The sequence below is a fragment of the Nocardia brasiliensis genome (assembly GCF_042691675.1).
GTDB lineage: Bacteria > Actinomycetota > Actinomycetes > Mycobacteriales > Mycobacteriaceae > Nocardia > Nocardia brasiliensis_D.
On record NZ_CP170507.1, the window covers coordinates 7,584,408 to 7,604,242 of the forward strand.

Genomic DNA, 19,835 nt, shown 5'->3' on the forward strand with positions numbered 1-19,835 from the left:
GTTACGCAGGCTACCGCCGCCGGGCCCATCGCTCGCACCGCCATGACTAACCCTCGAATGCGAAGCGCGGGAACGCGACGTCGCCTGCGTACCGCGCGGAGTCACCGAGTGCGTCCTCGATGCGCAGCAGCTGGTTGTACTTGGCAACCCGTTCGCTGCGCGCCGGCGCACCCGTCTTGATCTGGCCGCTGCCGACCGCGACCGCGAGATCGGCGATGGTGGTGTCCTCGGTCTCGCCGGACCGGTGGCTCATCATCGTCTTGTAGCCGTTGCGGTGCGCGAGTTCCACCGCATCCAGCGTCTCGGTGAGCGTGCCGATCTGGTTCACCTTCACCAGCAGCGCGTTCGCGGCACCCTTGGCGATGCCTTCTTCCAACCGCTCCGGGTTGGTGACGAACAGGTCGTCGCCGACGATCTGGATCTTCTCGCCGATCTCGTCGGTGAGCGAGACCCAGCCGTCCCAGTCGTCCTCGGACAGCGGGTCTTCGATGGAGACCAGCGGGTAGGCGGCGAGCAGCTCGGCGTAGAACTGTGTCATCTCGGCGGCGCTGCGGACACTGCCTTCGAACTTGTAACCGCTGCCGGTGGTGTAGAACTCGGTGGCCGCGACATCGAGCGCGAGCGCGACGTCGCTGCCGAGCTTCAGGCCGGTCTTGCCGATGGCCGTGCTGATCAGATCGAGCGCCTCGCGGGTGCCCGCCACGTCGGGGGCGAACCCGCCCTCATCGCCGAGGCCGGTGGCCAGGCCCTTCGACTTCAGCTCCGCCTTGAGCGCGTGGTACACCTCGGCACCCCAGCGCAGCGCCTCCTTGAAGGTGGGCGCGCCGATCGGGGCGACCATGAATTCCTGGACGTCCACGCTGGTGTCGGCGTGCGCGCCACCATTGAGGATGTTCATCATCGGCACCGGAAGCACATGCGCGTTCGGGCCACCGAGGTAGCGGAACAGCTCCAGGCCCGAGGACTCGGCGGCGGCGCGCGCCACCGCGAGCGAGACACCGAGCAGGGCATTCGCGCCGAGACGGGACTTGTCCGGGGTGCCGTCCAGATCCAGCAGCACCTGATCGACGGTGCGCTGCTCGACCGCGTCCAAGCCGATGACGGCCGGTGCGATCTCGTCGAGGACACCCTCGACGGCCTTCTGCACGCCCTTGCCGCCGTAGCGGTCGCCGCCGTCACGCAGCTCTACGGCCTCGTGCTCGCCGGTGGACGCGCCGGACGGCACGGCCGCCCGGGTCAGGGTGCCGTCGTCGAGGGCGATCTCGACCTCGACAGTGGGGTTTCCGCGAGAATCCAGGATCTCACGAGCTCCGACCTGTTCGATGATGGCCACGAAAACGACACTCCTTCGGCTGCAGGCACGGTAGGTCTCACGGGAATTGCCGTGCGCTGCGAGCCTAGCGTCCGCCGAGCTGGGCGGGTAACCGGCACTCCGGTCGACGAGGTCACACCCTCCGCCCGACGCTGTAGGCCGCGGCGCGGTCGCGCACGGTGTGCAGGTAGCTGGTGGACTGGTTGTAAGTGAGCAGTGCCCGCTGCCAGCCGTGTTCGGAGGTCAGGTCGCCGCCACTGGCGCACAGGTAGCGCGCCGCGGTGAGCGCCGCGTCATCGATGTTCTGCGGGTCGGCTACGCCGTCGCCGTTGGCATCGACGCCCCAGCGCTTCCACGTTTCCGGGATGAACTGGAGCGGACCGATCGCGCGGTCGAACACCGGGTCACCGTCGAGCGCCCCGCCGTCGGTGTCCTTGACCAGGGCGACGCCCGGGGCACCGTCGAGCGGGATGCCGATGATCGGCGGGCGAACCACGCCGTCGGCATCGATGCGGGAGCCGCGATGAGTGCCGTGCTTGCTCTCCACACTCGCGATCCCCGCGATCGTCGTCCAGGCGATGCCGCAGTCCGGCCTGGATCGCACCAGCACCGCCGCCGCGTAGCCGTACGCCTCCAGTGCGACCGTCGGAATCGCCATGCGATCCGCCTGTTCCTCGGCCCACCCGCGCAACTGCAGCGCGGTGCGGCCGGGGCCGTCCAGGTCGATCAGCGGCAGCGGCGTGCCGGGGCCGGGCGGAATGCCCTCGGGAATCGGGGTGAGATCGCGGTCGATCCCACACCCGGCGAGCACGAGGGTCACCGTGACGGCGACCAAAGCGCCGGTCTTCTTCAAGAGCACTCCACCTATCATCCAGATCCGGCGGAGCAGCTCCGGGAATTCGCTGGTCGCCGGAGTAAATGAGGCGAGTCGGGGGGTCAGCCGAGCAGCGCGCGGGTGGCGGGATGGGTGGGGGCGGCGAGGACGGCGCGGGTATCACCGGATTCGACGATTCGGCCGTGGTCGAGAACCACCAGGCGCGGGCAATGCGCGGCGACGACGCTCATGTCGTGGCTGATCACCAGCAGGCCCATCCGGCGGTCCGCGCGAATTCGATCCAGCAGGGTCATGATCGAAGCGGCGGTCGCGTGGTCCAACGCGGAGGTGATCTCATCGCAAATGAGGACGGCGGGTTCCGCGGCGAGGGCGCGAGCCAGTGCGACACGCTGTCGCTGTCCGCCGGACAGCTCGTGCGGATAGCGGGCAGCCAGTTCCGGGGCCAGCTCGACCGAGGCGAGTAGTTCGGTGACCCGCTGCCCCAGTTGGCGTCTCGGCACCTTGCCGATCCGCCGCAGCGGGCGCCCGAGGGTCTGCGCGACGGTGCGCCGCGGATTGAGCGCGGACCGCGGGTTCTGAGTGACCAGCTGAATGCCGTTGCGGCCACTGGCGGTTCGCCTGCCGGTGGTGACCGGTATCGACGTTCCGCGCAGCTCGAGCGTTCCCGTCGCAGCGCGATGCAGACCCGCGATCACCCTGGCCAGTGTCGTTTTACCCGCGCCGGACGCGCCGACCACCGCGAGCGCTGAGCCCGGCGCCAATGCCAGGTCGACTCCCGCCAACACCTGACGTTCGGCGATCGAGGCCCCGATTCCCTTGGCGCGCAGCAGGGATGGTTCAGTAACCTGCGCTACCGAGCCGAGCGCCTGGGTACACGCAGTGTCCGCTGCTGACCCGTCGTTCCTGATGCGCGCTGCCGTGATGCGGTGCCCACCCGACGAGCTCTCGCCCAGCAGATCGTTCGCGCTATCGGACCCGACGATCGGGCGGTTCGCCGCCAGCAGCGCCGCCGACCCGGCGCCGAGCTCGATCACGTTGTCCGCGATGGCGTGCACGGTGGCGGTGTCGTGGCCGGAGAGCAGGATGGCGGTGCGGCGCTCGGCGGCGATCTCGGTCAGCAGGCGCGCGATGTCGGTGCGCAGCGAGCCGTGCAGGCCCGCCAGCGGCTCGTCGAGGATCAGGACGCCGGTGCGGCGGATCAGGGCGCGGGCCAGGGCGACTCGACGCTGCTGGCCGCCGGAGAGTTCGCCGGATCTGCGGCGCAGATGTTCCGCCGAGAGGCCGACCAGTTCCAATGTCTCGATGACGGCGTCGCGCGAGACGTGCCCGGCGACCTCGTGCAGCAGGCCGTGCACCCGCATCAAGGGATTGAGCGCTGATCCGGGGTCTTGCCCTACGTAAGCGACGTGCGTGCGCCGGAAGTGCTGCCGGGCAACGGGATCCAGCGCGAACACATCGTGACCCGCGATCGACACCGCGCCGGTGCGGCGGGCGGCGCCCGGCAGCTGCCCGAGCAGTGCCCGCATGAGCGTGGTCTTGCCCGATCCGGACGGTCCGGTGAGCGCGGTGATATCGCCTGCGGCGATTTGAAAAGTGGTGGGCTCGAACAACTCCTGCCCGGCGGACCCGTACACCGACAATTCGTCGACTACCACCGGCACACCGGCCTCCGCCGCAGCGCCGCCAGCGCTCGGCGCGACCTCGGCGCCGGGTGGCCTGGGCACGGATGCACGCAGGATATTGCCGTCGGTCCGTACCTGGAGAACGGGGTCACTCACCGCGACTCCCCTCGTCCGAAGGCCGTCACGGCCAGGTTGACGCTCACCGCGACCACCGCGATCGCCAGGCTCGGCGCGAGCACCGCCCAGGGATTGAGCAGCATGCCGGAGGAGTTCTCGCGCACCATGACCGCCCAGTTGCTCGCCCCGAGGGTGGTCGGCAGTTGCAGGAACGACGCCGTGCTGACCAGGTAGACGGCGGCCACGAAACGCAGCCCGAGCTGCGCGGTGATCACCTCGCGCAGGTTCGGGATCACTTCGCGGAAGACCAAGTGCGGCAGCGTTTCACCGCTGGCCTGGGCAGCCTCGACGTACCCGGAGGCCGCGACACCCGCCGCGGCGGCGGCGAAAACCCGTGCGCAGTACGGAGTGCCGAAGAGCAGCGCGACCACGAGCAAGCCGGATGCGCCCGCGTCCGGCCATGAGGTCAGCACCAGCAGGATGCCGAGAACGGCCGGAAGCAGCATGGCGAAGTCGGTCGCGCGTTCGATCAGCGTGCCGATGCGGGGCCGCAGCGCGGCGACCGCGCCGAGCACACAGGACAGCGCCGTCACCGCTATCGCGATCACCGCGGCCAGCAGGAGCAGACCCCAACCTCCGTACAGCAATTGACTCAGCACGTCACGGCCGAGCCGGTCGGTACCGAACCAGGCATCGGTCCCGGCGTCGCCGAACGGAATCCCGACGGGGGTCTCGGCCGCGTGCGGGGCCAGTGCGGGTCCGAGCACGGCGAGCAGCGTCACCAGCACGGCGGGCAACACCGTCAACGCGCGCAGGCGGTGTACGCGACGGCGATTCAGCCGCTGTCCATCGACCGCGTCGCAAGGGGCACCGGCGACCGCGGCGGCGGTGTCCACGCCCGGCGCACCATCGACGGGAAGCATTCCGCGGATACGTAGTCGTTTCATCCGTGCCCCCGTAACGACCAAGCGCGGATCCCGTCGGCGACCGCGAGAACGCACATGATGACCGCACCGGACAGCGCGACCACCGAGGCGACCACCGACACGTCGCGATCCGCCACCGAACCGGCGAGCACCGCACCCAGGCCCGGATAGTTGAAGATGGTCTCCACCACCAGCGAACCGCCCAGCACCATGCCGACGGTGGTCGCGAAACTCGCGACGATCGTGGGTAGCGCAAAGGGCAACACATGCCGGGCCAGCACGCTGCGGGTCGAAATACCATCCAGCACCGCGCTTTCCACGTGCGGTGCCTGCGCGGCGTCGACCAGCGCGGCGCGCACCACCCGGGTATTCCACCCGATCTGCGGGATCGCCAGCGCCAGCACAGGAAGTATCAGCATGTCGGGACTCGCCGGAAAGCCGGAGCGGTCGGTGATGGTGACGGCGGGCAGCCAACCCGCGGCGAGCGCGAACACCAGAATCAACAGCGTCGCGACCACGAATTCGGGTATCGCCGCGGCAACGGTCGTCGCGGGCTGCAGGATTCGCACCGTGCTCTGCCGGATGACCGCCGTTGATCGCCGAAGCGTGTCGGTACCCCGCCGAACGGGAACGACGTCCGCGCCCGGCCCGACCCCGCCCGCACCCGGCGCGAGGCTCTGTCGCGCCGCCCACCAAGCACCCAGCAACAGCGACACCACCACCGTCACCACCAAGGCGAGCCCGCCGAGCAGCAGCGTCGGCGGAAACTTGTCGGCAAGCAATTCATTGATCGAACGCCCGCGCGCCGTGCTACCGAAATCTCCGGTCAGTACACCGGAGATCCAGCTCCAGAAGCGTTCCAGTAGTGGACGATCCAGTCCCAGCTCGCGCTCCTTCGCCGCGACCCGCTCCGGGGTCGCGTCCCGCCCCAGCACCGCCCGCGCCGTACTGCCCGGCAACAGGTCCACCACCACGAAGACCGTTGCCAGCAAGGCGATCAGCAGGGCAATGCGCCGGACGAGTAGGCGCGCGAACGGGATCACTCCGCCAACCAGGCTCGTTCCAGCTGCACCCTGGCGTAGCCGCCGAGCGTCGGCAGGTCGTGCACCCGGGCGGACGCGATGTCGATGCCGTCGGCCATCCCCCACACCAGGTAGCCGCCGCGTTCGTGTTGGATGCGCTGCACGTCGCGACAGGCCTCGGCGTACTCGGAATCACCCTGCGCCGCCAGGGCTTTCGCGGCGGCCGCGTCGAAAGCGGCGTCCTTGAAGTCGGTTTCGTTGCGGTTGGAGCCGCTGGACATCAGCTTGTTCGCGTAGAACAGCGTGGAATCGTTGGTGCCCCAGGAGACGGTGTAGAGCGGGGCCTTCAACCAGGTCTGGTCGTAGAAGGCGTTGGCGTCCTGGGTCACCACCTCGAGGCGGACACCGATATCGGCCAGCTGCGTCGCGATCACCTTCGCCGATTCGACCTCGCCGGGCGCCTCCGCCTTGGTGAGCAGCGGATAACTGCGGCCGGTATCGAAACCCGCCTCGCGCAGCAGCGTCCGCGCGCGATCGACATCGCGGGTGCGCTGCGGAATCGACTTGTCGTACATCGGGTCGCCGGTGCCCAGAATGTCGTTGGCCACCTTGCCGTACCCCGAATGCACCTGGCTCACCAGGGCATTCCGGTCGACGCCGAGCCGGACGGCGGTACGCACCCTGGCGTCGGCGAACGGCCCGTCCGAGGTGCGCATCGCGACGCCGAGCATGGTGTCGTCGGCGCGCCGCACCACCCGCAGGTCGGCCCGACCCTCAGCCGTGCGGCCCGCGATCGCGCCGACATTGGAGGCCAGGTCGATTTGCCCGCCGAGCACGGCATTGCCCAGGGCGGTCGCGCTCTCGAACATGGTGATCTCGATGGCGTCGAGCAGCGGTGGCTCGCCGTGCCAGCGCTCGTTGCGGACCAGCCTGGCATTGCCGCCCTGGTACGACTCGAGCCGAAACGGGCCGGTGCCAATGGCTTTGGTGAAGTCGGTGGTGTCCTTCTTGACGGTGAACGTCATCAGCCGCACCAGCAGCGGCAGCTGGGTGTTCGGCTCGGGCCCGGTGAGCACCACCCGGTTCGGCCCGTCCGCGGTGATGTCCTCCACCGCGACCGGCATTTTCGAGGCGCCGCCGACCGTGCGCAGCCTGCGCAACGACCACACCACGTCGTCCGAGGTCACCGGCGTGCCGTCGTGGAAGGTCGCGCCGTCGGCGAGGGTGAAGGTCCAGCGGCGCCGTGCCACGTCCGGCTCCCACCGAGTGGCCAAGCGGGGGGCCACATTCGGGTCGGCGCCCGGCACGGTGAGTGCGTCGTACACCAGCGAGGTGATCAGGAAGTCGCTGTCGTTGCTGAGATTGGCGTGCGGATCGCGTTCGATCCGGGCCGCGGTGCCGAGCGCACCGACCCGTAGCGTGCCGCCGCGCCGCGCGGGCCCGGCCGAGTCCGTGTCCTTCGAGCACGCGGCGAGCAGCAACACCGCTCCCACACCGAGACTCGACTGCAACAGCTGCCGCCGATTCAAACCCATTGCGCTGCCTTCTTCCTGGACGAACATCCCGTACCCGCGGTCGGCGGTCCTGTTGAGGGCAAGGCGCCGATGCGATCAGGAAAGGCTAGCCTAATCGGCTTTTCGCCACGCCGGGGCACTGAAGCCTGACTTCACCTGATTTATGTGTTTCTGCTATTTTTGACCGACTCGCTTAGGTAAGCCTTGCTTAACGCGGTCAGACCGGATAGCTTCGCAGATCGACGTCACTCCTGCTTTTTCGAACGATGCGAAGAAGGGAAACCCTCGGTGAAAGGCGTTCTCTCCGAACGTAAGACGCTTCACCCGCAGGATATCGAGCGCCGTGAGCTCCCCGCCGCCGCTGGGCGTGCGGTGCGTGAACTCGCGCGGGAGATATCTACCACACTCGATTCGACGCCGCACGACCTGGCCGCCATGGCCGACACGCTGTCCGACCCGGCCTTGATCGCGCAGATCGACGCCAGGGTCGGCGAATTGCCCGCCGATGTCCGGCGCACCATGCGCCCGCCCGCCACCGCGGCCGGTGCGACCATCGTGAGCAGGCTTCCGCTGACCGATGACGAATGCGGGCCGACCCCGCCGAGCTGGCGCGAGGCCGCCCAGTGGAGCGGCAGCGCCACCCGGCGCGCGAGTTCGTTCGAACTCGATCTGGTCATGCTGCTGCTGGCCCGGTCCGCCGGTGAGCCGTTCGGCTGGCAAGGCCAGCAGGGCGGTCGGCTGGTCAACAACATCCTGCCCTCGCCCGGCCATGAGCACGAGCAGTCGGGTGCCAGCAGCAAGACGCTGCTCAGCCCGCACAGCGAGGATGCTTTCCACCCGGCGCGCGCCCATTTGCTGATGCTCGCCTGCCTGCGCAATCCGGACATGGTCGGCACCACCGTGTCGTCCGTACGGCGCGTCGAACTCACCGCCGAGCAGCGACGGCTGCTGAGCGTGCCGACGCTGCCGATCCTGCCCGACGTCTCCTACGGCACCGGACACGAACGGTATGCGGCTCCCCCGCTGCCGACGCTGTGGACCCCGGCCGGACCGGACGAGACCACGCTGCGCTACGACCCGGCCTACACCCCGCTCGACGACGCGGACGCCGAATTCCGCACCGCCTACGCCAGGCTCACCGCCGAATTGGAGCGGGTCTGCGTCACGGCCGCGCTCGCGCCCGGTGAGGTGCTGCTGGTGGACAATGACGTCGCGGTGCACGGTCGAGTACCGTTCACCGCGCGCTACGACGGCACCGACCGCTGGCTGAAGCGGGTGAACGTGCGCCTGCCCGAACGACCGCGGCGGGCCGAAGAGGCCGACGAGAATGGGTACGGGCAACGGATCGTCGCCCCGTTCCGAGCGGCAGACAGCACCGCGTTCGGGTCCGGCGGCTTCGAACCTGCCCGCACGGACGGACACCGGGAGAACGATCCGGTGGGAACAGAGCGGGAAGCAGCACATGATCGAGGACCCTTTGAACACTCGTGACCGAAGCACCCCCCTGCGGGTGCTGAGCCGCAGCGACCTGGCCGGCGTGCCGATCACGCCCGGCGATGTCGTTCGCGCGGTGGAGGACGCGTATCTGGCTTTCGCCGCGGGCGATTCGGACAACCCACGCAAACTCAGCGTGGCGAATCCGGATGGTTGGTCGGTGTCCTACGCGATGCTCGGCCGCGACGGACGCCGCCGGGTGGTCGCGATGAAGACTTCGTACAAATTCGATCCCGGTCACGATCGCAGCACCAAGCGCTATTACACGACCATCACGCTCTACGACGACAGCACCGGCGCGCCGATCGCGATGATGGACTGCTCCAGGGTCGGCGCGCTGCGCACGCCGGCCGTGTCGGCGCTGCTGGTGCGCGAGACCATTCGCCGCGGCGCGGAGAGCGTGCTGCTGATCGGCACCGGCACGCAAGGTCGAAACGCGTTGCCGCACTTGCTCGCCGCGAATCCGCAGCTGCGCAAGCTGATGCTGTACGGCACCCATCCCGAAGGGTTGGACGCGGTGCACCGCCAGCTCGCCGAGTACTACCCGCACGCACTGCTCGAAACGGTGGAAGACCCGCGGGCCGCCGCGGCCACCGCCGACGTGGTGCTGGCCACCGCGGGGCCGGGCACCGAGGTGGCACTCGAATCCAGTGATCTCGCACCGGGTTCGACGGCGGTGCTGGTCGGCTACGGACTTGCTCCTTCGGCGCTGATCGACGCCGACCGGGTCGTCGCGACCAGCGCCGAGCAAATGGCGTTGACCGGTACCGACATGGTCGGGCCGGACGGGAAGCTGCGCGGCGTGGACGCCGAGTTGCCGCAGATCCTGAGTCGCCGTGCGGTCGCGCGACGTTCGGACGACGAGCGCATCTTCGTCTACAACAGCGGGCTGGTGCTGACCGACATCGCCGTCGCGCACGCCCTCGCGGAGCGAGCCATCGCCGAGGGACGAGGCACGGAGGTGCCGCTGTGGGATTAGCGGCTCCGACGCGAAGTTCCATCAGCGCGACTCCCCTCCCGGCGCACCTGGACGAATGGGAGCAGCGCGCGCTGGGTGACCCGAACATGCTCGGCGACGTCGCCTTTTCGCTGCGCGGGCCGTTCCACGTCATGTACCCGCCCCGGGTCGGCCGCAATATCCAAGGATTCCGCGCGGCCTTCGCGCAGGCCGACGTCGACGGCCTCATCTACTACGGCAAGAAGGCGAACAAGTCCGCCGCCGTCGTGCGTGCCTGTGCGGAACACGGTGCGGGCGTGGACGTTTCCAGTGCCGGCGAACTGACCGCCGCGCTGGCCCACGGCATTCGCGGGGCCGAGCTGATGGTGACCGGACCCGCGAAGTCCGACGACCTGCTCTGGCTCGCCACCCGGCACGGCGCACTGCTCGCCGTCGATGACCTCGGTGAGCTCGATCGGCTTGCCGCACTGGGCGCCTCGACCGCACCGGCCCGTGTCCTGCTTCGGGTGCTGCCCGCCGCGTCGACCAGCCGGTTCGGCATGACCGATGCCGAGATCGACCGGGCACTGGCCACACTCGACGGCTCCGCCTCGATCAGGTTGGAGGGCTTCAGCTTTCATCTGTCCGGCTACGACGCGTCGGCGCGCGCCGAGCTGGCCGGTGCGCTGATCGCCCGCTGCCTGCACGCGCGGACGCTCGGCCACACCGCCACGACGTTGTCGATCGGCGGCGGATTCGGTGTCGACTACGTCCCGGCGACCGCGTGGGCCGAGTTCACCGAACACGTCGACCGGCAATGGTTCCACTCCGGCAAGTCGTTCGAGTCGTACTACCCCTACCACTTCCCGGCGCCGGGCCCCGCCATGCTCACCGCCATCCTGGCGCAGGACGGGCTCGGCCAACGGTTGCGCGACAACAACATCCGGCTGGCGATCGAGCCGGGCCGGGCACTGCTCGCCAACGCCGGATTCACCGTCTTCCGGGTGCAGGGCAGCAAAGTCCGGCACGCCAACGGCGAGCCGTACCGCCTGGTCACCGTCGACGGCACCAGCCTGAGCCTGTCCGAGCAGTGGTTCGACAGCGAGTATCTGCCCGATCCGCTGCTGTGGCCCACCCGGCCGGGCACCACCACGCCGACCAGCGTCGGCGCCGCCACCTGTCTCGATTCCGACATGCTCAGCTGGCGGCGGGTACCGCTGCCGCGTGCCGCCGAGGTCGGCGATCTGCTGGTCTACCCGAACACCGCCGGATACCAAATGGATTCGAACGAGTCCCCCTTCCATGACCTGCCGATACCGCCGAAAGTGGTGCTGCACGACGCGCCCGGCGACCGGTTCCGCTGGACGCTCGACGGCTGAAACCCACCCACCTGAACGAGGAGAAAACCCATGCCGCTCGTCACGCGTGTGACGGATCTGATCGGCCGCACGCCGCTGTTCGAACTGGCGGCCACCTCGACCGGCACCCGGTTGCTGCTCAAGCTCGAGCAGTTCAACCCGACCGGCGCGGCCAAGATCAGGATGGCCCGCGAGATGGTGCTCGATGCGGAGCGGCGCGGTTTGCTGACCAGTGGCGGGCATATCATCGAGTCGACATCCGGGAATACCGGGCTCGGTCTCGCGGTAGTAGCTGCCGAACGTGGGTATCGCTTCACCGCAGTGGTCGATCATCACGCATGTAAGGACAAGCTGCGCGCTATGCGAGCAATGGGTGCGGAATTGGTGTTCGTGGCCGACGACGGCGACGACAACCTGGCCACCTCGGCCCGGGAAGACCTGGCCGAGGCGATGGCCGCCGCGCGGCCGGACGCCTACTTCACCGAGCAGCACAACAATGACGCCAACGCGGTCGGCTACTACGCGGTCGCCGAGGAATTGCTGGAAGACGTGGAGCGGGTCGACATCCTGCTGTCCTCGGTCGGTACCGGCGGTTCGCTGTTCGGCACCGCGACCCGGCTGCGCCAACTCGGTTGCCCACCGCGGGTGATCGGGGTGGAGCCGGTCGGTTCGATCGCCTTCGGCGGCGAGGGCGGCCCGTACTGGCAGTCCGGCACCGGCACCCCACCCGGCGCCACCATCGGCACCGCCGTGGATTACTCGCTGCTGGACGAGGGCGTCAAGGTCTCCGATGTCGCGGCCTTCGCCACCGCCCGCGCGGTCGCCGCCGAACTCGGCCTGATGATCGGCGGCTCGGCGGGCGGCTCGGTGCACGCCGCCCTCACCCGGCTCGACGAATTCCCGCCCGGCTCCACCATCGTCACCCTCGTCTGCGACGGCGGCGAAAAGTACTTGGACACCGTCTTCGACGACAACTGGATGATCGAGCGCGACCTGCTCGACCCCACCGCCGAAGCCGAAGTCCGCGAAATGCTGCACCGCTACGCCCCCGCCGCCCGCCGCCCCGAACTCGCGGAGGCACGATGAAGCACTCCGTGCGCGCGGCGCTGACTCATCCGGCGGGAGTGGCCCGGTGAATCTGTCGGGCTATCGGGCGGACAGTCGTCGGCTCACCGCGCTTGCCACGCCGATCGCGATGACGCAGTTGGCACAGATCGCGGTGTCGACCACCAATGTCGTGCTGATGGGCACGCTGGGCGTGCAGCAGGTAGCCGCGGGCGGGTTGGCGATCGCGCTGTTCAACCAGATTCGCACCATGTGCGTCGGGCTGATCACCGCGAGCGGCAATCAGATCGCCAGCGCGGTGAGTTCGGCCGGTAAACGGGGCGAGTCGCCGGATCACGAGATCAAAGACATTCTGCGGTCCAGCTTCCTGATCGCGACGGTCGCCGGAATCGCCGGTGGCGCAGTGCTCATCGGACTCGGCTGGGCCCTGCGGTGGCTCGGGCAGGACGCCGGGGTGCTTGCCGACGCGCGTCCGTTGATGGTCGCGCTGGCGCCGGGTTTGTTGCCGTGCCTGTGGTTCCAGGTGCTGCGCCAATACACCGTCGGCATGCAACGCCCGCAGGCTCTGCTGTGGGTCACCCTCGGTTCGGTGGTGCTGAATCTTGTTCTCGCACTGGGCTTCATCCACGGCCGCGCCGGACTGCCCGAGCTCGGCCTGACCGGTATCGGGGTGGCGACCTCGCTGGTCTTCCTGATCACCTTCGGCGTGTTCTGGGCGATGGTGCGCCGCGACGCCGGGCTCGGCGCGACGCTGCCGCTGCGGCCGTGGCCGGTGCGACGCTCGACTGTCCTGGCCGAACTGAGGCTGGGTGGGCCGATCGCGCTCACTTATGGCTCGGAGGCAGGCATGTTCTCGGTGCTCGCCCTGGTCATGGGCAGTATCGGTCCGGCGGCGCTGGCCGCGCACAATGTGGTCTACCAGATCATCTACATCGTGTTCCAGGTCGCCATCGGCCTGTCGCACGGCGCCTCGATCCTGGTCAGCCACGCGGTAACCCGCGACGAGTACCAGCACGCCAGGGCGCTGGCCTGGCTCGCGCTGCGGCATGTGGCCGTCGTCGCCGCGCTCACCGGCGCGGTCTACGTGATCGCGCCCGACCTGGTGCTGCTTCCCTTCTTGAACTCGTCGGACGCCAACACCATTCAGATCGCGCACACCCTGCTGTTGATCGGCATCGTGCTGCAGTTCTTCGACGCAGCCCAGAACATCGGCACCGGCCTACTGCGCGGCCTGAAGGAAACCAACGCCGGCTTCCGCCTGTCGCTGGTCGGCTATTGGGGCGTCGGCCTCCCCGTCGCCCTGCTGCTCGCCTTCCCCCTGGGCCTAGGTGCCGCAGGGGTCTGGTGGGGCCTGACGGCGGGCTTGGCCACCACCGCCATCCTCATGCTCCGCCGCTACTTCGCCCTGCTCGACGCCCGAAACCGCGAGCACCCACAGCTGATCCCCGAGACGCCGGAAAGCCTCAGCAGCCCAAGCTGATCGGCCGCGCCCCGCCCCACTTCGCGGCGGGGCGCGCGAACAATCAGATGTGCACGCCGTAGTCGCGGGCGATGCCGGCGAGGCCGGAGGCGTAGCCCTGGCCGATGGCGCGGAACTTCCACTCGTTGCCGTGCCGGTACAGCTCGCCGAAGATCATCGCGGTCTCGGTGGAGGCGTCCTCGGTCAGGTCGTAGCGGGCCAGCTCGATGCCGGTCGCCGCGTCGACGACGCGGATGAAGGCGTTGCGGATCTGGCCGAACGACTGGCCGCGCGCGTCCGCCTCGTGGATGGACACGGGGAAGAAGATGTTGGTGATGGTCGGCGGGGTGGCCGTCAGGTCGACATTGATCACCTCGTCGTCACCTTCGCCCGCACCGGTCAGGTTGTCGCCGGTGTGCTCGATGGAGCCCTCGGGCGACCGCAGGTTGTTGTAGAAGATGAAATGCTGATCCGACAGCACCTTCAGATCCGGGCCGGTGGCCAGCGCGCTCGCGTCGAGGTCGTAGTCGGCGCCGGTGGTGGTGCGGACGTCCCAGCCGAGACCCACCGCGACCTTGTTGAGGTTGGCTGCCTGCTTCGACAGCGATACGTTTCCGCCTTTGGCCAGTGTGACGCTCATGAATCCCTTCCGCGCGGCCCGTTCGCGCCGCCTTCATTCCCGATTATCAGCATGGGTCCCGGAACTGTTATGCCGGTTCAATTTTGGTTTTCGGCCCAGGCACGCAGCGTGGTCACGCGACGCTCCAGCGCGTGTAATTCGCTCGGGTCCAGCACGGTGCGCTGAATACCCTGGGCGACCGCGAAGGCCGACTGCCGATGGTCATCGATCGCCTCGACATCGATGCGCACCGCCACATAGTCGGCGGCATCGGGCATCTCCTCGGCGATGACCTTGGCGGTTCCCCGCGCGCACAGCGCGATATTGCCGCCACCGAGGATCAGCAGCGCCACCTGCGGCCGTTCCCGCAGCCGGGCCAGCGACCCTCGGTCGGACTTGAGGCTGAGCAGGATGCGCCGATCGCCTGCCCGCACCGGCCAGGACACCGGGATCGCGTGCGGCGCCGGGTCGGTGGTCACCAGCACGGCGATGGTTTCCTGGGGCCACTCCGGTAGCACGGCCAGCTCGGGATGATCTTCGTGATGATCTGTCGAGCGGTCTTGACGTTGCGCGGGGCTCGCTTCCGCTGCCATCTTCGTCACCTCATGGATCGTCGAGCGCGGCGGGCTGTGCCACGCTTTGATAGCAGTCTAAAGTGCTGGGCCGCATGCCCGCTGACGCTGCACCCGATGTCCGTAGTGCTCTCAGCGGACTATCAGGCCGAGGCGAGCGCCGGAACGGGCAATGTTGCCGCCCAGTCGCGGGCCATCTCCTTCGGGCGGATCTCGGTCGACGCGTCGTGGCGGGCGTGCTCGCCGACCTGGCTGGCGCCGCGGGCGGCGAGCTTCTCCGCCGCGATCTCACCGCCCCGATTGAAGGTGTCGCCGTAGATGCTGTCGCCAAGACCGAACACGGCGAAGCGCAGTCCGGTCAGATCGGGGGCGGACGCGTCGAGCTCGTCGAAGAACGGCTCCGCGCCGGTCGGCAGATCGCCGTCGCCGTAGGTGGAGCACACGATGACGTGGAAGTCGTGCACGTCGAGGTCGTCGACGGCGAAGTCGCTCATGTCGTAGACCGACACGTCGTGCGCCGACAACGCGTCGGCGACGCTGTCCGCAACAGTCTCCGCCGTGCCCATCTCGGATCCGAACAGAATGACGACGCGCACAGCGGTGGTCTCCCTTCGCCACTAAAGATTGGTGAGGCAAGCCTAATTAATTGTCCCGAGCGGCGCTACCCTTCGTTCGCGGTTAGCTGGCCGGTCATGATGACCATCACGATGCGAGCACGGCGCGGCAGGCGTACGCCCGGCCCGACCAGGCGAAGGACACCGCGTCCGACCGGCCACGGGCGACCGGCGCGGCAAAGGGCCACGCCAGAGGCAGCGGAACGGCAGTGGGTGGGACGGAGTGTCCCGATTGACGAAATGTCACCGTCGATGCATCATTCGTACAGTCCCCATTGTTGTCTGGGACATCTCTCTTTGTTGCCGGCCGATGACTGTCCGGCCCAGCGTGCTGTCTCCCGTGCGCACGCTCGGTCGTCAGCTCGCCGCGCGCACGGATCCAGCACACCCATCCGACGCTGCGCGTCCTGCCGTGAGTGAGGTGAAAACGAATGGTTTACCGATCGTCTGGAATCCGCGTGATCAATTCGTTCCCGCGCTACGGCATCGTGCCCCACTTCTGAATGCGACCGCGCCGGGCGCGGTGCTGCCCAGCCGACGTCACGACGTCGGCGTAGCGCCGCTCGGCCGGCGCGGTGCCTCGGTGATGGGACCCAACAGTGCACGGATGGATGTGGAGAAGAAACTGATGATGGACATGGGGGCAGTGAACCCGGCGGCGGTAGAGATGGCGGCCCGGCCGATGGCGGGCAATCTGCTGGTCTCGGCCGCGATGATCGCCGATCTCGGGTGGCTGCGCAGTGAGCTCGCGGCGGCGGAGGTGCCGTTCCTGCTGGTGCGCGACAGCGGACATCGGCTCGTGCTGGCCACGGACGCCGCACACCAGCTGATGGTGCGCCGGGTGACGGCCGCTGCCACAGCGGCCTGTTTCGCGTGCGATGAGGTGCAGCACAACGTCTTCCGGCTCGGCCGCGACAGCGATCCGGCGCATCACGTCGACTTGGAACTGTGGGAGTACCACGGCGACACGGTCGAGTGCCCGCGCCCGAACGCGTTGACCCGCAATGTGTTCGACCTGGCCGATGTCGAGCACACGCAGGTGCTGCTGTTCGACCGGGCGTGGCCGACCCTGGTCGACATGTTCGCCCCACAGGCCACCGACGTGAACTTCGACATCGACCTGGTGTTCTCCTGGGTGGACGGCTCCGATCCGGAGTTCCGTGCCCGCCGCGCGGGCATGCTCGCGCAGGTCGTCGTCGGCGAGGGGGATGACGCGGATGCCCGCATCCGGCAGATCGACGAGCTGAAATACGCGCTGCGCTCGGTGTACAAGAACGCGCCGTGGATCCGGCGGATCTTCATCGCCACCGACTCCGCCGTCCCCGGCTGGCTGGCCGACCACCCCAAGGTGACGGTTGTCCGTGCGCTGGACCACTTTTCGGACACCAGCGGACTGCCGACGTTCAATTCGCATGCGGTGGAATGCCAATTGCAGCACATCGAGGGGCTCAGCGAGCACTTCCTGTACTCCAACGACGACATGTTCTTCGCCCGTCCGGTGCGTCCGTCGATGTTCTTCACCGCCGCTGGGGTGAGCCGGTTCATCGAGGCGGACACCCGGATCGGTCCGGGCCGGAACAACGAGCGCCGCAGCGGTTTCGAGAACGCCGCCCGGGTGAACCGGGAACTGCTCGCGCAGCGGTTCGGGCACATCATCACCCGGCATCTCGAGCACACACCGGTTCCGTTGCGCCGCAGCGTGCTACTGGAGATGGAGGAGGAGTTCGCCGCCGACTTCGCGCGCACCAGGACCAGCCGATTCCGTTCGGCCACCGACATTTCCGTCACCAACTCGCTGTACCACTACTACGCGCTGATGACCGGCCGTGCGGTGCCGCAGGAGAAGGCGAAGGTGCGCTACGTCGACACGACCAGCTACAAGGGACTCGCGCTACTGGACGGGATCGCCGAGAAGCGCAATGTCGATTTCTTCTGCCTGAACGACGGAAGTTTCCCGGAGATCACCGAAGCCGAACGGGTGCGGGCGGTTTCGGAGTTCCTGTCACGCTACTTCCCCGATCCGGCACCGTGGGAGCGGCTCAGCGCACCGTCTCGTCATCCGATTCCGGAGTCGTCGCCCGGCGCCGCATGACGTGCGGGATGCGCGCGGCGGGCGGGATGACAATGCCCTCCCGCTCGAGTGTCCGGCGCGCCTGTGCCGCGCTCGATGGGGAGCCCACGGTCGCGCCGCGGTCGATCGGGACCACCGAGTGCACCACGGTGTCCGGGTAGATGTGCACGTAGTTGAAGGCCTGCGCGGCGTCCCGGCCGCGCAGGCCGCCCTGCTCGACGCCGAGATCCTGGCTGTAGCAGGTCGCCGAGGCTACCGAGACCGGTATACCGGCGAAAGTCGCGTTGGTGGAGAAGTGCAGGTGACCGGCGAGGATGGCGCGGACATCGCTGCCGTCCAGCACGTCGGCCAACTTGCGCTGGTCGCGCAGTTCCACGGTGACGGCGAGGTCGAGCACGCACGGCACGGGCGGATGGTGCATGGCCAGGATGGTGCCGAACGGGGCGGGTTCGGCGAGCACGGAACGCAGCCAATCCAGCTGGTCGTCGGAGATCTCGCCGTAGTGGTGCCCGGGGACCGAGGTGTCCAGGGCGATGATGCGCAGACCGTCGATCAGATGCACGCGGTCCAGCGGGGCGGTCGAGGCCCGTTCGCCGAGCAGTTTGCGCCGCAGCAGACTGCGGTCGTCATGGTTTCCGGCGACCCACACAATGGGCGCTGGCAAACTCCGCGCAAAGGGCTCGACGAGTGCCTTGAGCTTGTCATACGCGCCGGACTCACCCTTGTCGGTGAGATCGCCGGTGAACACGATCGCGGTCGGCTGGATCCGACTGGCCGCGGCCTGTTCGAGCAACTGACATAATCGCTGGTCCGCATCGACGTCACCGTATAGATCGCCGTCACCGGCGATCACATGGGTGTCGCTGAAGTGGAACAACACATGATCGGGCCGCGGGTGCTCCGCGACTCTGCTGATGTGCACCGGACCGAACGTCCTCCCCGGCGGTTTGCCCGCCATTGGCTTCCGGGTTCCACCGCCAGGATAGCGAAGGCCTACCGACAGGTTTCCCGCCAGACGGTGACGACATGCTTGCGGGAAGGTGAGGTTTTCGTGTCGAAATCCCGCCGAGGTGGTCCGACGTCAACGAGCCCCCGGTATCGAGTGACGCGGCTCATACCGGGGGCGAGCGGTGAGTGGCACTCCGTCGAATGAACTTTCGGCGGCTGCCGCAACAATGTGCCGATCGTGGGCTACTGCGATCGGCGGCCCAGCGCGTCGGCGGTGCGGATCGCGTCGAGGGCCATCGCGGCGTCCACGGTGAAGGGTTCGTTGTGGATTGTTTCGCCCGGTGCGGTGGCGCGGGTGGCGATCGCGGACAAGGTGTTTTCGTCGGCGTCGGCCAAGCCGAGAGCGGCGAGGGTGGTGGGCAGGCCGACCTCCCTGCAGAAGTCGAGGACCGTGTCGACCTCGGTGGCGGGGGTGCCTTCGAGGACCAATTGAGTCAGCACGCCGAAAGCGACCTTTTCGCCGTGCAGAAACGCGTGGGTCTGCGGGGCGGCCGTCAGCCCGTTGTGCACGGCGTGCGCGGCAGCCAGTCCCGAGGATTCGAAGCCGAGCCCCGACAGCAAGGTATTGGCCTCGACGATGCGTTCGAGCGCGGGGGTGACGGCGTGCTCCCGCACGGCGGCCAAGGCCTGCGGCCCATCGGCCAGCAACGTGTGGTAGCAGAGTTCCGCGAGCGCGGTGGCGCTGCGGGTGGACGCGCCGCCGCGCATATTGCGCACCCGAGCCAGCGTGCACGTGCGCGCCTCGAACCAGGTGGCGAGGGCGTCGCCCATGCCGGAGGCGAGCAGCCTGGCCGGGGCCCGCACGATGACCGAGGTGTCCACCAGCACCAGCGCCGGGTTGCGGCGGACCAGCTGATAGGTCTCGACTTCCCCTGCGTCGGTGTAGATCACGGACAGCGCGCTGCACGGCGCATCACTCGACGCGGTGGTCGGACAGCTGATCATCGGCAGCTCGAGATCGTCGGCGACCGCCCGCGCCGAGTCGAGCACCTTGCCGCCACCCGCGCCCAAAACGACTGTGCTGCCGCTGTCTTGCACGGCCGCGGTGATTCGGGCGATCTCGGCCCTGGTGCACTCGCCGCTCGAATGGTGCACGGCGTACGCGATTTTCGCGTCGCTCAACGACCGGTCCCACGTCTCGGTCAACAGTCGCTGCGCACTGCCGCCCGCGACGATCATGACCGGTCCACCGAGCCCGAGCCGGGTCATCTCCGCACCGAGTTGCGCGGTCGCCTCCCGCCCTTGCACGTAATGCCCCGGCGAAGAAAACACACTCAGCATCCGACACCT

General features: G+C 68.4%; 17 protein-coding genes. 6 read left to right on the forward strand and 11 right to left on the reverse strand.

Going from position 1 to position 19,835, the window contains the following annotated elements; translation table 11 throughout:
• Positions 1–46: 46 nt before the first annotated feature.
• The 6 genes from eno to ACFK0J_RS35020 form a co-directional block, all read right to left on the reverse strand.
• Positions 47–1,333, reverse strand: coding sequence for a phosphopyruvate hydratase (eno, locus tag ACFK0J_RS34995; protein ID WP_218471619.1), 1,287 nt, complete (start codon positions 1,331–1,333; stop codon positions 47–49).
• 112 nt (positions 1,334–1,445) lie between these two features.
• A complete protein-coding gene (locus tag ACFK0J_RS35000) occupies positions 1,446–2,183 on the reverse strand; it encodes a lytic transglycosylase domain-containing protein (protein WP_378733980.1) in 738 nt (245 codons plus the stop codon).
• 65 nt (positions 2,184–2,248) lie between these two features.
• Complete coding sequence (locus ACFK0J_RS35005) at positions 2,249–3,925, reverse strand: ABC transporter ATP-binding protein (RefSeq protein WP_378733981.1); 1,677 nt, start codon at positions 3,923–3,925, stop codon at positions 2,249–2,251.
• Complete coding sequence (locus ACFK0J_RS35010; RefSeq protein WP_378733982.1) at positions 3,922–4,833, reverse strand: ABC transporter permease; 912 nt, start codon at positions 4,831–4,833, stop codon at positions 3,922–3,924. The genes ACFK0J_RS35005 and ACFK0J_RS35010 overlap by 4 nt, the downstream gene beginning before the upstream one ends.
• Positions 4,830–5,855: an ABC transporter permease gene (locus tag ACFK0J_RS35015; RefSeq protein ID WP_378733983.1), complete on the reverse strand. Its 1,026-nt coding sequence runs from the start codon at positions 5,853–5,855 to the stop codon at positions 4,830–4,832. Before ACFK0J_RS35015 ends, ACFK0J_RS35010 begins: the two co-directional genes overlap by 4 nt.
• Positions 5,852–7,369: an ABC transporter substrate-binding protein gene (locus ACFK0J_RS35020; RefSeq protein ID WP_378733984.1), complete on the reverse strand. Its 1,518-nt coding sequence runs from the start codon at positions 7,367–7,369 to the stop codon at positions 5,852–5,854. Before ACFK0J_RS35020 ends, ACFK0J_RS35015 begins: the two co-directional genes overlap by 4 nt.
• Before the next feature lie 267 nt (positions 7,370–7,636).
• On the opposite strand from ACFK0J_RS35020, the gene ACFK0J_RS35025 reads away from it, so the two are divergent.
• The 5 genes from ACFK0J_RS35025 to ACFK0J_RS35045 are packed head-to-tail and all read left to right on the forward strand — an operon-like array spanning position 7,637 to position 13,682.
• Positions 7,637–8,839, forward strand: coding sequence for a TauD/TfdA family dioxygenase (locus ACFK0J_RS35025; RefSeq protein WP_378733985.1), 1,203 nt, complete (start codon positions 7,637–7,639; stop codon positions 8,837–8,839).
• A complete protein-coding gene (locus ACFK0J_RS35030) occupies positions 8,811–9,821 on the forward strand; it encodes an ornithine cyclodeaminase family protein (RefSeq protein WP_378733986.1) in 1,011 nt (336 codons plus the stop codon). The genes ACFK0J_RS35025 and ACFK0J_RS35030 overlap by 29 nt, the downstream gene beginning before the upstream one ends.
• The gene (locus ACFK0J_RS35035; RefSeq protein ID WP_378733987.1) at positions 9,812–11,158 is read left to right on the forward strand and encodes an alanine racemase; all 1,347 of its coding nucleotides are present in this window, start codon (positions 9,812–9,814) and stop codon (positions 11,156–11,158) included. The genes ACFK0J_RS35030 and ACFK0J_RS35035 overlap by 10 nt, the downstream gene beginning before the upstream one ends.
• 30 nt (positions 11,159–11,188) lie before the next feature.
• Entirely contained in the window at positions 11,189–12,223 is a 1,035-nt protein-coding gene (locus tag ACFK0J_RS35040) for a PLP-dependent cysteine synthase family protein (protein WP_378733988.1), read from the forward strand.
• 46 nt (positions 12,224–12,269) lie between these two features.
• A complete protein-coding gene (locus ACFK0J_RS35045) occupies positions 12,270–13,682 on the forward strand; it encodes an MATE family efflux transporter (RefSeq protein ID WP_378733989.1) in 1,413 nt (470 codons plus the stop codon).
• Between the two features lie 43 nt (positions 13,683–13,725).
• Here the strand turns inward: ACFK0J_RS35045 and ACFK0J_RS35050 are convergent, their stop codons facing one another.
• From ACFK0J_RS35050 to ACFK0J_RS35060, 3 genes are all read right to left on the reverse strand, one after another.
• Entirely contained in the window at positions 13,726–14,301 is a 576-nt protein-coding gene (locus ACFK0J_RS35050) for a TerD family protein (protein WP_378733990.1), read from the reverse strand.
• 77 nt (positions 14,302–14,378) lie between these two features.
• Positions 14,379–14,873, reverse strand: coding sequence for a pyridoxamine 5'-phosphate oxidase family protein (locus ACFK0J_RS35055; RefSeq protein WP_378733992.1), 495 nt, complete (start codon positions 14,871–14,873; stop codon positions 14,379–14,381).
• Positions 14,874–14,995: 122 nt separating this feature from the next.
• Positions 14,996–15,448, reverse strand: a complete 453-nt coding sequence (locus ACFK0J_RS35060; RefSeq protein WP_378733993.1) for a flavodoxin domain-containing protein — start codon at positions 15,446–15,448, stop codon at positions 14,996–14,998.
• Between the two features lie 646 nt (positions 15,449–16,094).
• Here ACFK0J_RS35060 and ACFK0J_RS35065 point away from each other — a divergent pair.
• The gene (locus ACFK0J_RS35065) at positions 16,095–17,558 is read left to right on the forward strand and encodes a stealth family protein (RefSeq protein ID WP_378743252.1); all 1,464 of its coding nucleotides are present in this window, start codon (positions 16,095–16,097) and stop codon (positions 17,556–17,558) included.
• On the opposite strand, the gene ACFK0J_RS35070 is transcribed toward ACFK0J_RS35065, so the two are convergent.
• Together ACFK0J_RS35070 and ACFK0J_RS35075 are read right to left on the reverse strand one after the other, a co-directional pair.
• Positions 17,506–18,459, reverse strand: a complete 954-nt coding sequence (locus tag ACFK0J_RS35070; protein WP_378733994.1) for a phosphodiesterase — start codon at positions 18,457–18,459, stop codon at positions 17,506–17,508. The genes ACFK0J_RS35065 and ACFK0J_RS35070 overlap by 53 nt on opposite strands.
• 269 nt (positions 18,460–18,728) lie before the next feature.
• Entirely contained in the window at positions 18,729–19,826 is a 1,098-nt protein-coding gene (locus ACFK0J_RS35075; protein ID WP_378733995.1) for a glycerol dehydrogenase, read from the reverse strand.
• Between the last annotated feature and the right edge of the window lie 9 nt (positions 19,827–19,835).

Excerpts from the sequence above, each read along its gene's own strand:
- ACFK0J_RS35040 (WP_378733988.1), top strand. The coding sequence starts at position 11,189 with ATGCCGCTCGTCACGCGTGTGACGGATCTGATCGGCCGCACGCCGCTG.
- ACFK0J_RS35000 (WP_378733980.1), bottom strand. The coding sequence starts at position 2,183 with ATGATAGGTGGAGTGCTCTTGAAGAAGACCGGCGCTTTGGTCGCCGTC.
- ACFK0J_RS35030 (WP_378733986.1), top strand. The coding sequence starts at position 8,811 with ATGATCGAGGACCCTTTGAACACTCGTGACCGAAGCACCCCCCTGCGG.
- ACFK0J_RS35065 (WP_378743252.1), top strand. The coding sequence starts at position 16,095 with ATGATGGACATGGGGGCAGTGAACCCGGCGGCGGTAGAGATGGCGGCC.
- ACFK0J_RS35075 (WP_378733995.1), bottom strand. The coding sequence starts at position 19,826 with ATGCTGAGTGTGTTTTCTTCGCCGGGGCATTACGTGCAAGGGCGGGAG.
- ACFK0J_RS35010 (WP_378733982.1), bottom strand. The coding sequence starts at position 4,833 with ATGAAACGACTACGTATCCGCGGAATGCTTCCCGTCGATGGTGCGCCG.
- ACFK0J_RS35055 (WP_378733992.1), bottom strand. The coding sequence starts at position 14,873 with ATGGCAGCGGAAGCGAGCCCCGCGCAACGTCAAGACCGCTCGACAGAT.
- ACFK0J_RS35050 (WP_378733990.1), bottom strand. The coding sequence starts at position 14,301 with ATGAGCGTCACACTGGCCAAAGGCGGAAACGTATCGCTGTCGAAGCAG.
- ACFK0J_RS35020 (WP_378733984.1), bottom strand. The coding sequence starts at position 7,369 with ATGGGTTTGAATCGGCGGCAGCTGTTGCAGTCGAGTCTCGGTGTGGGA.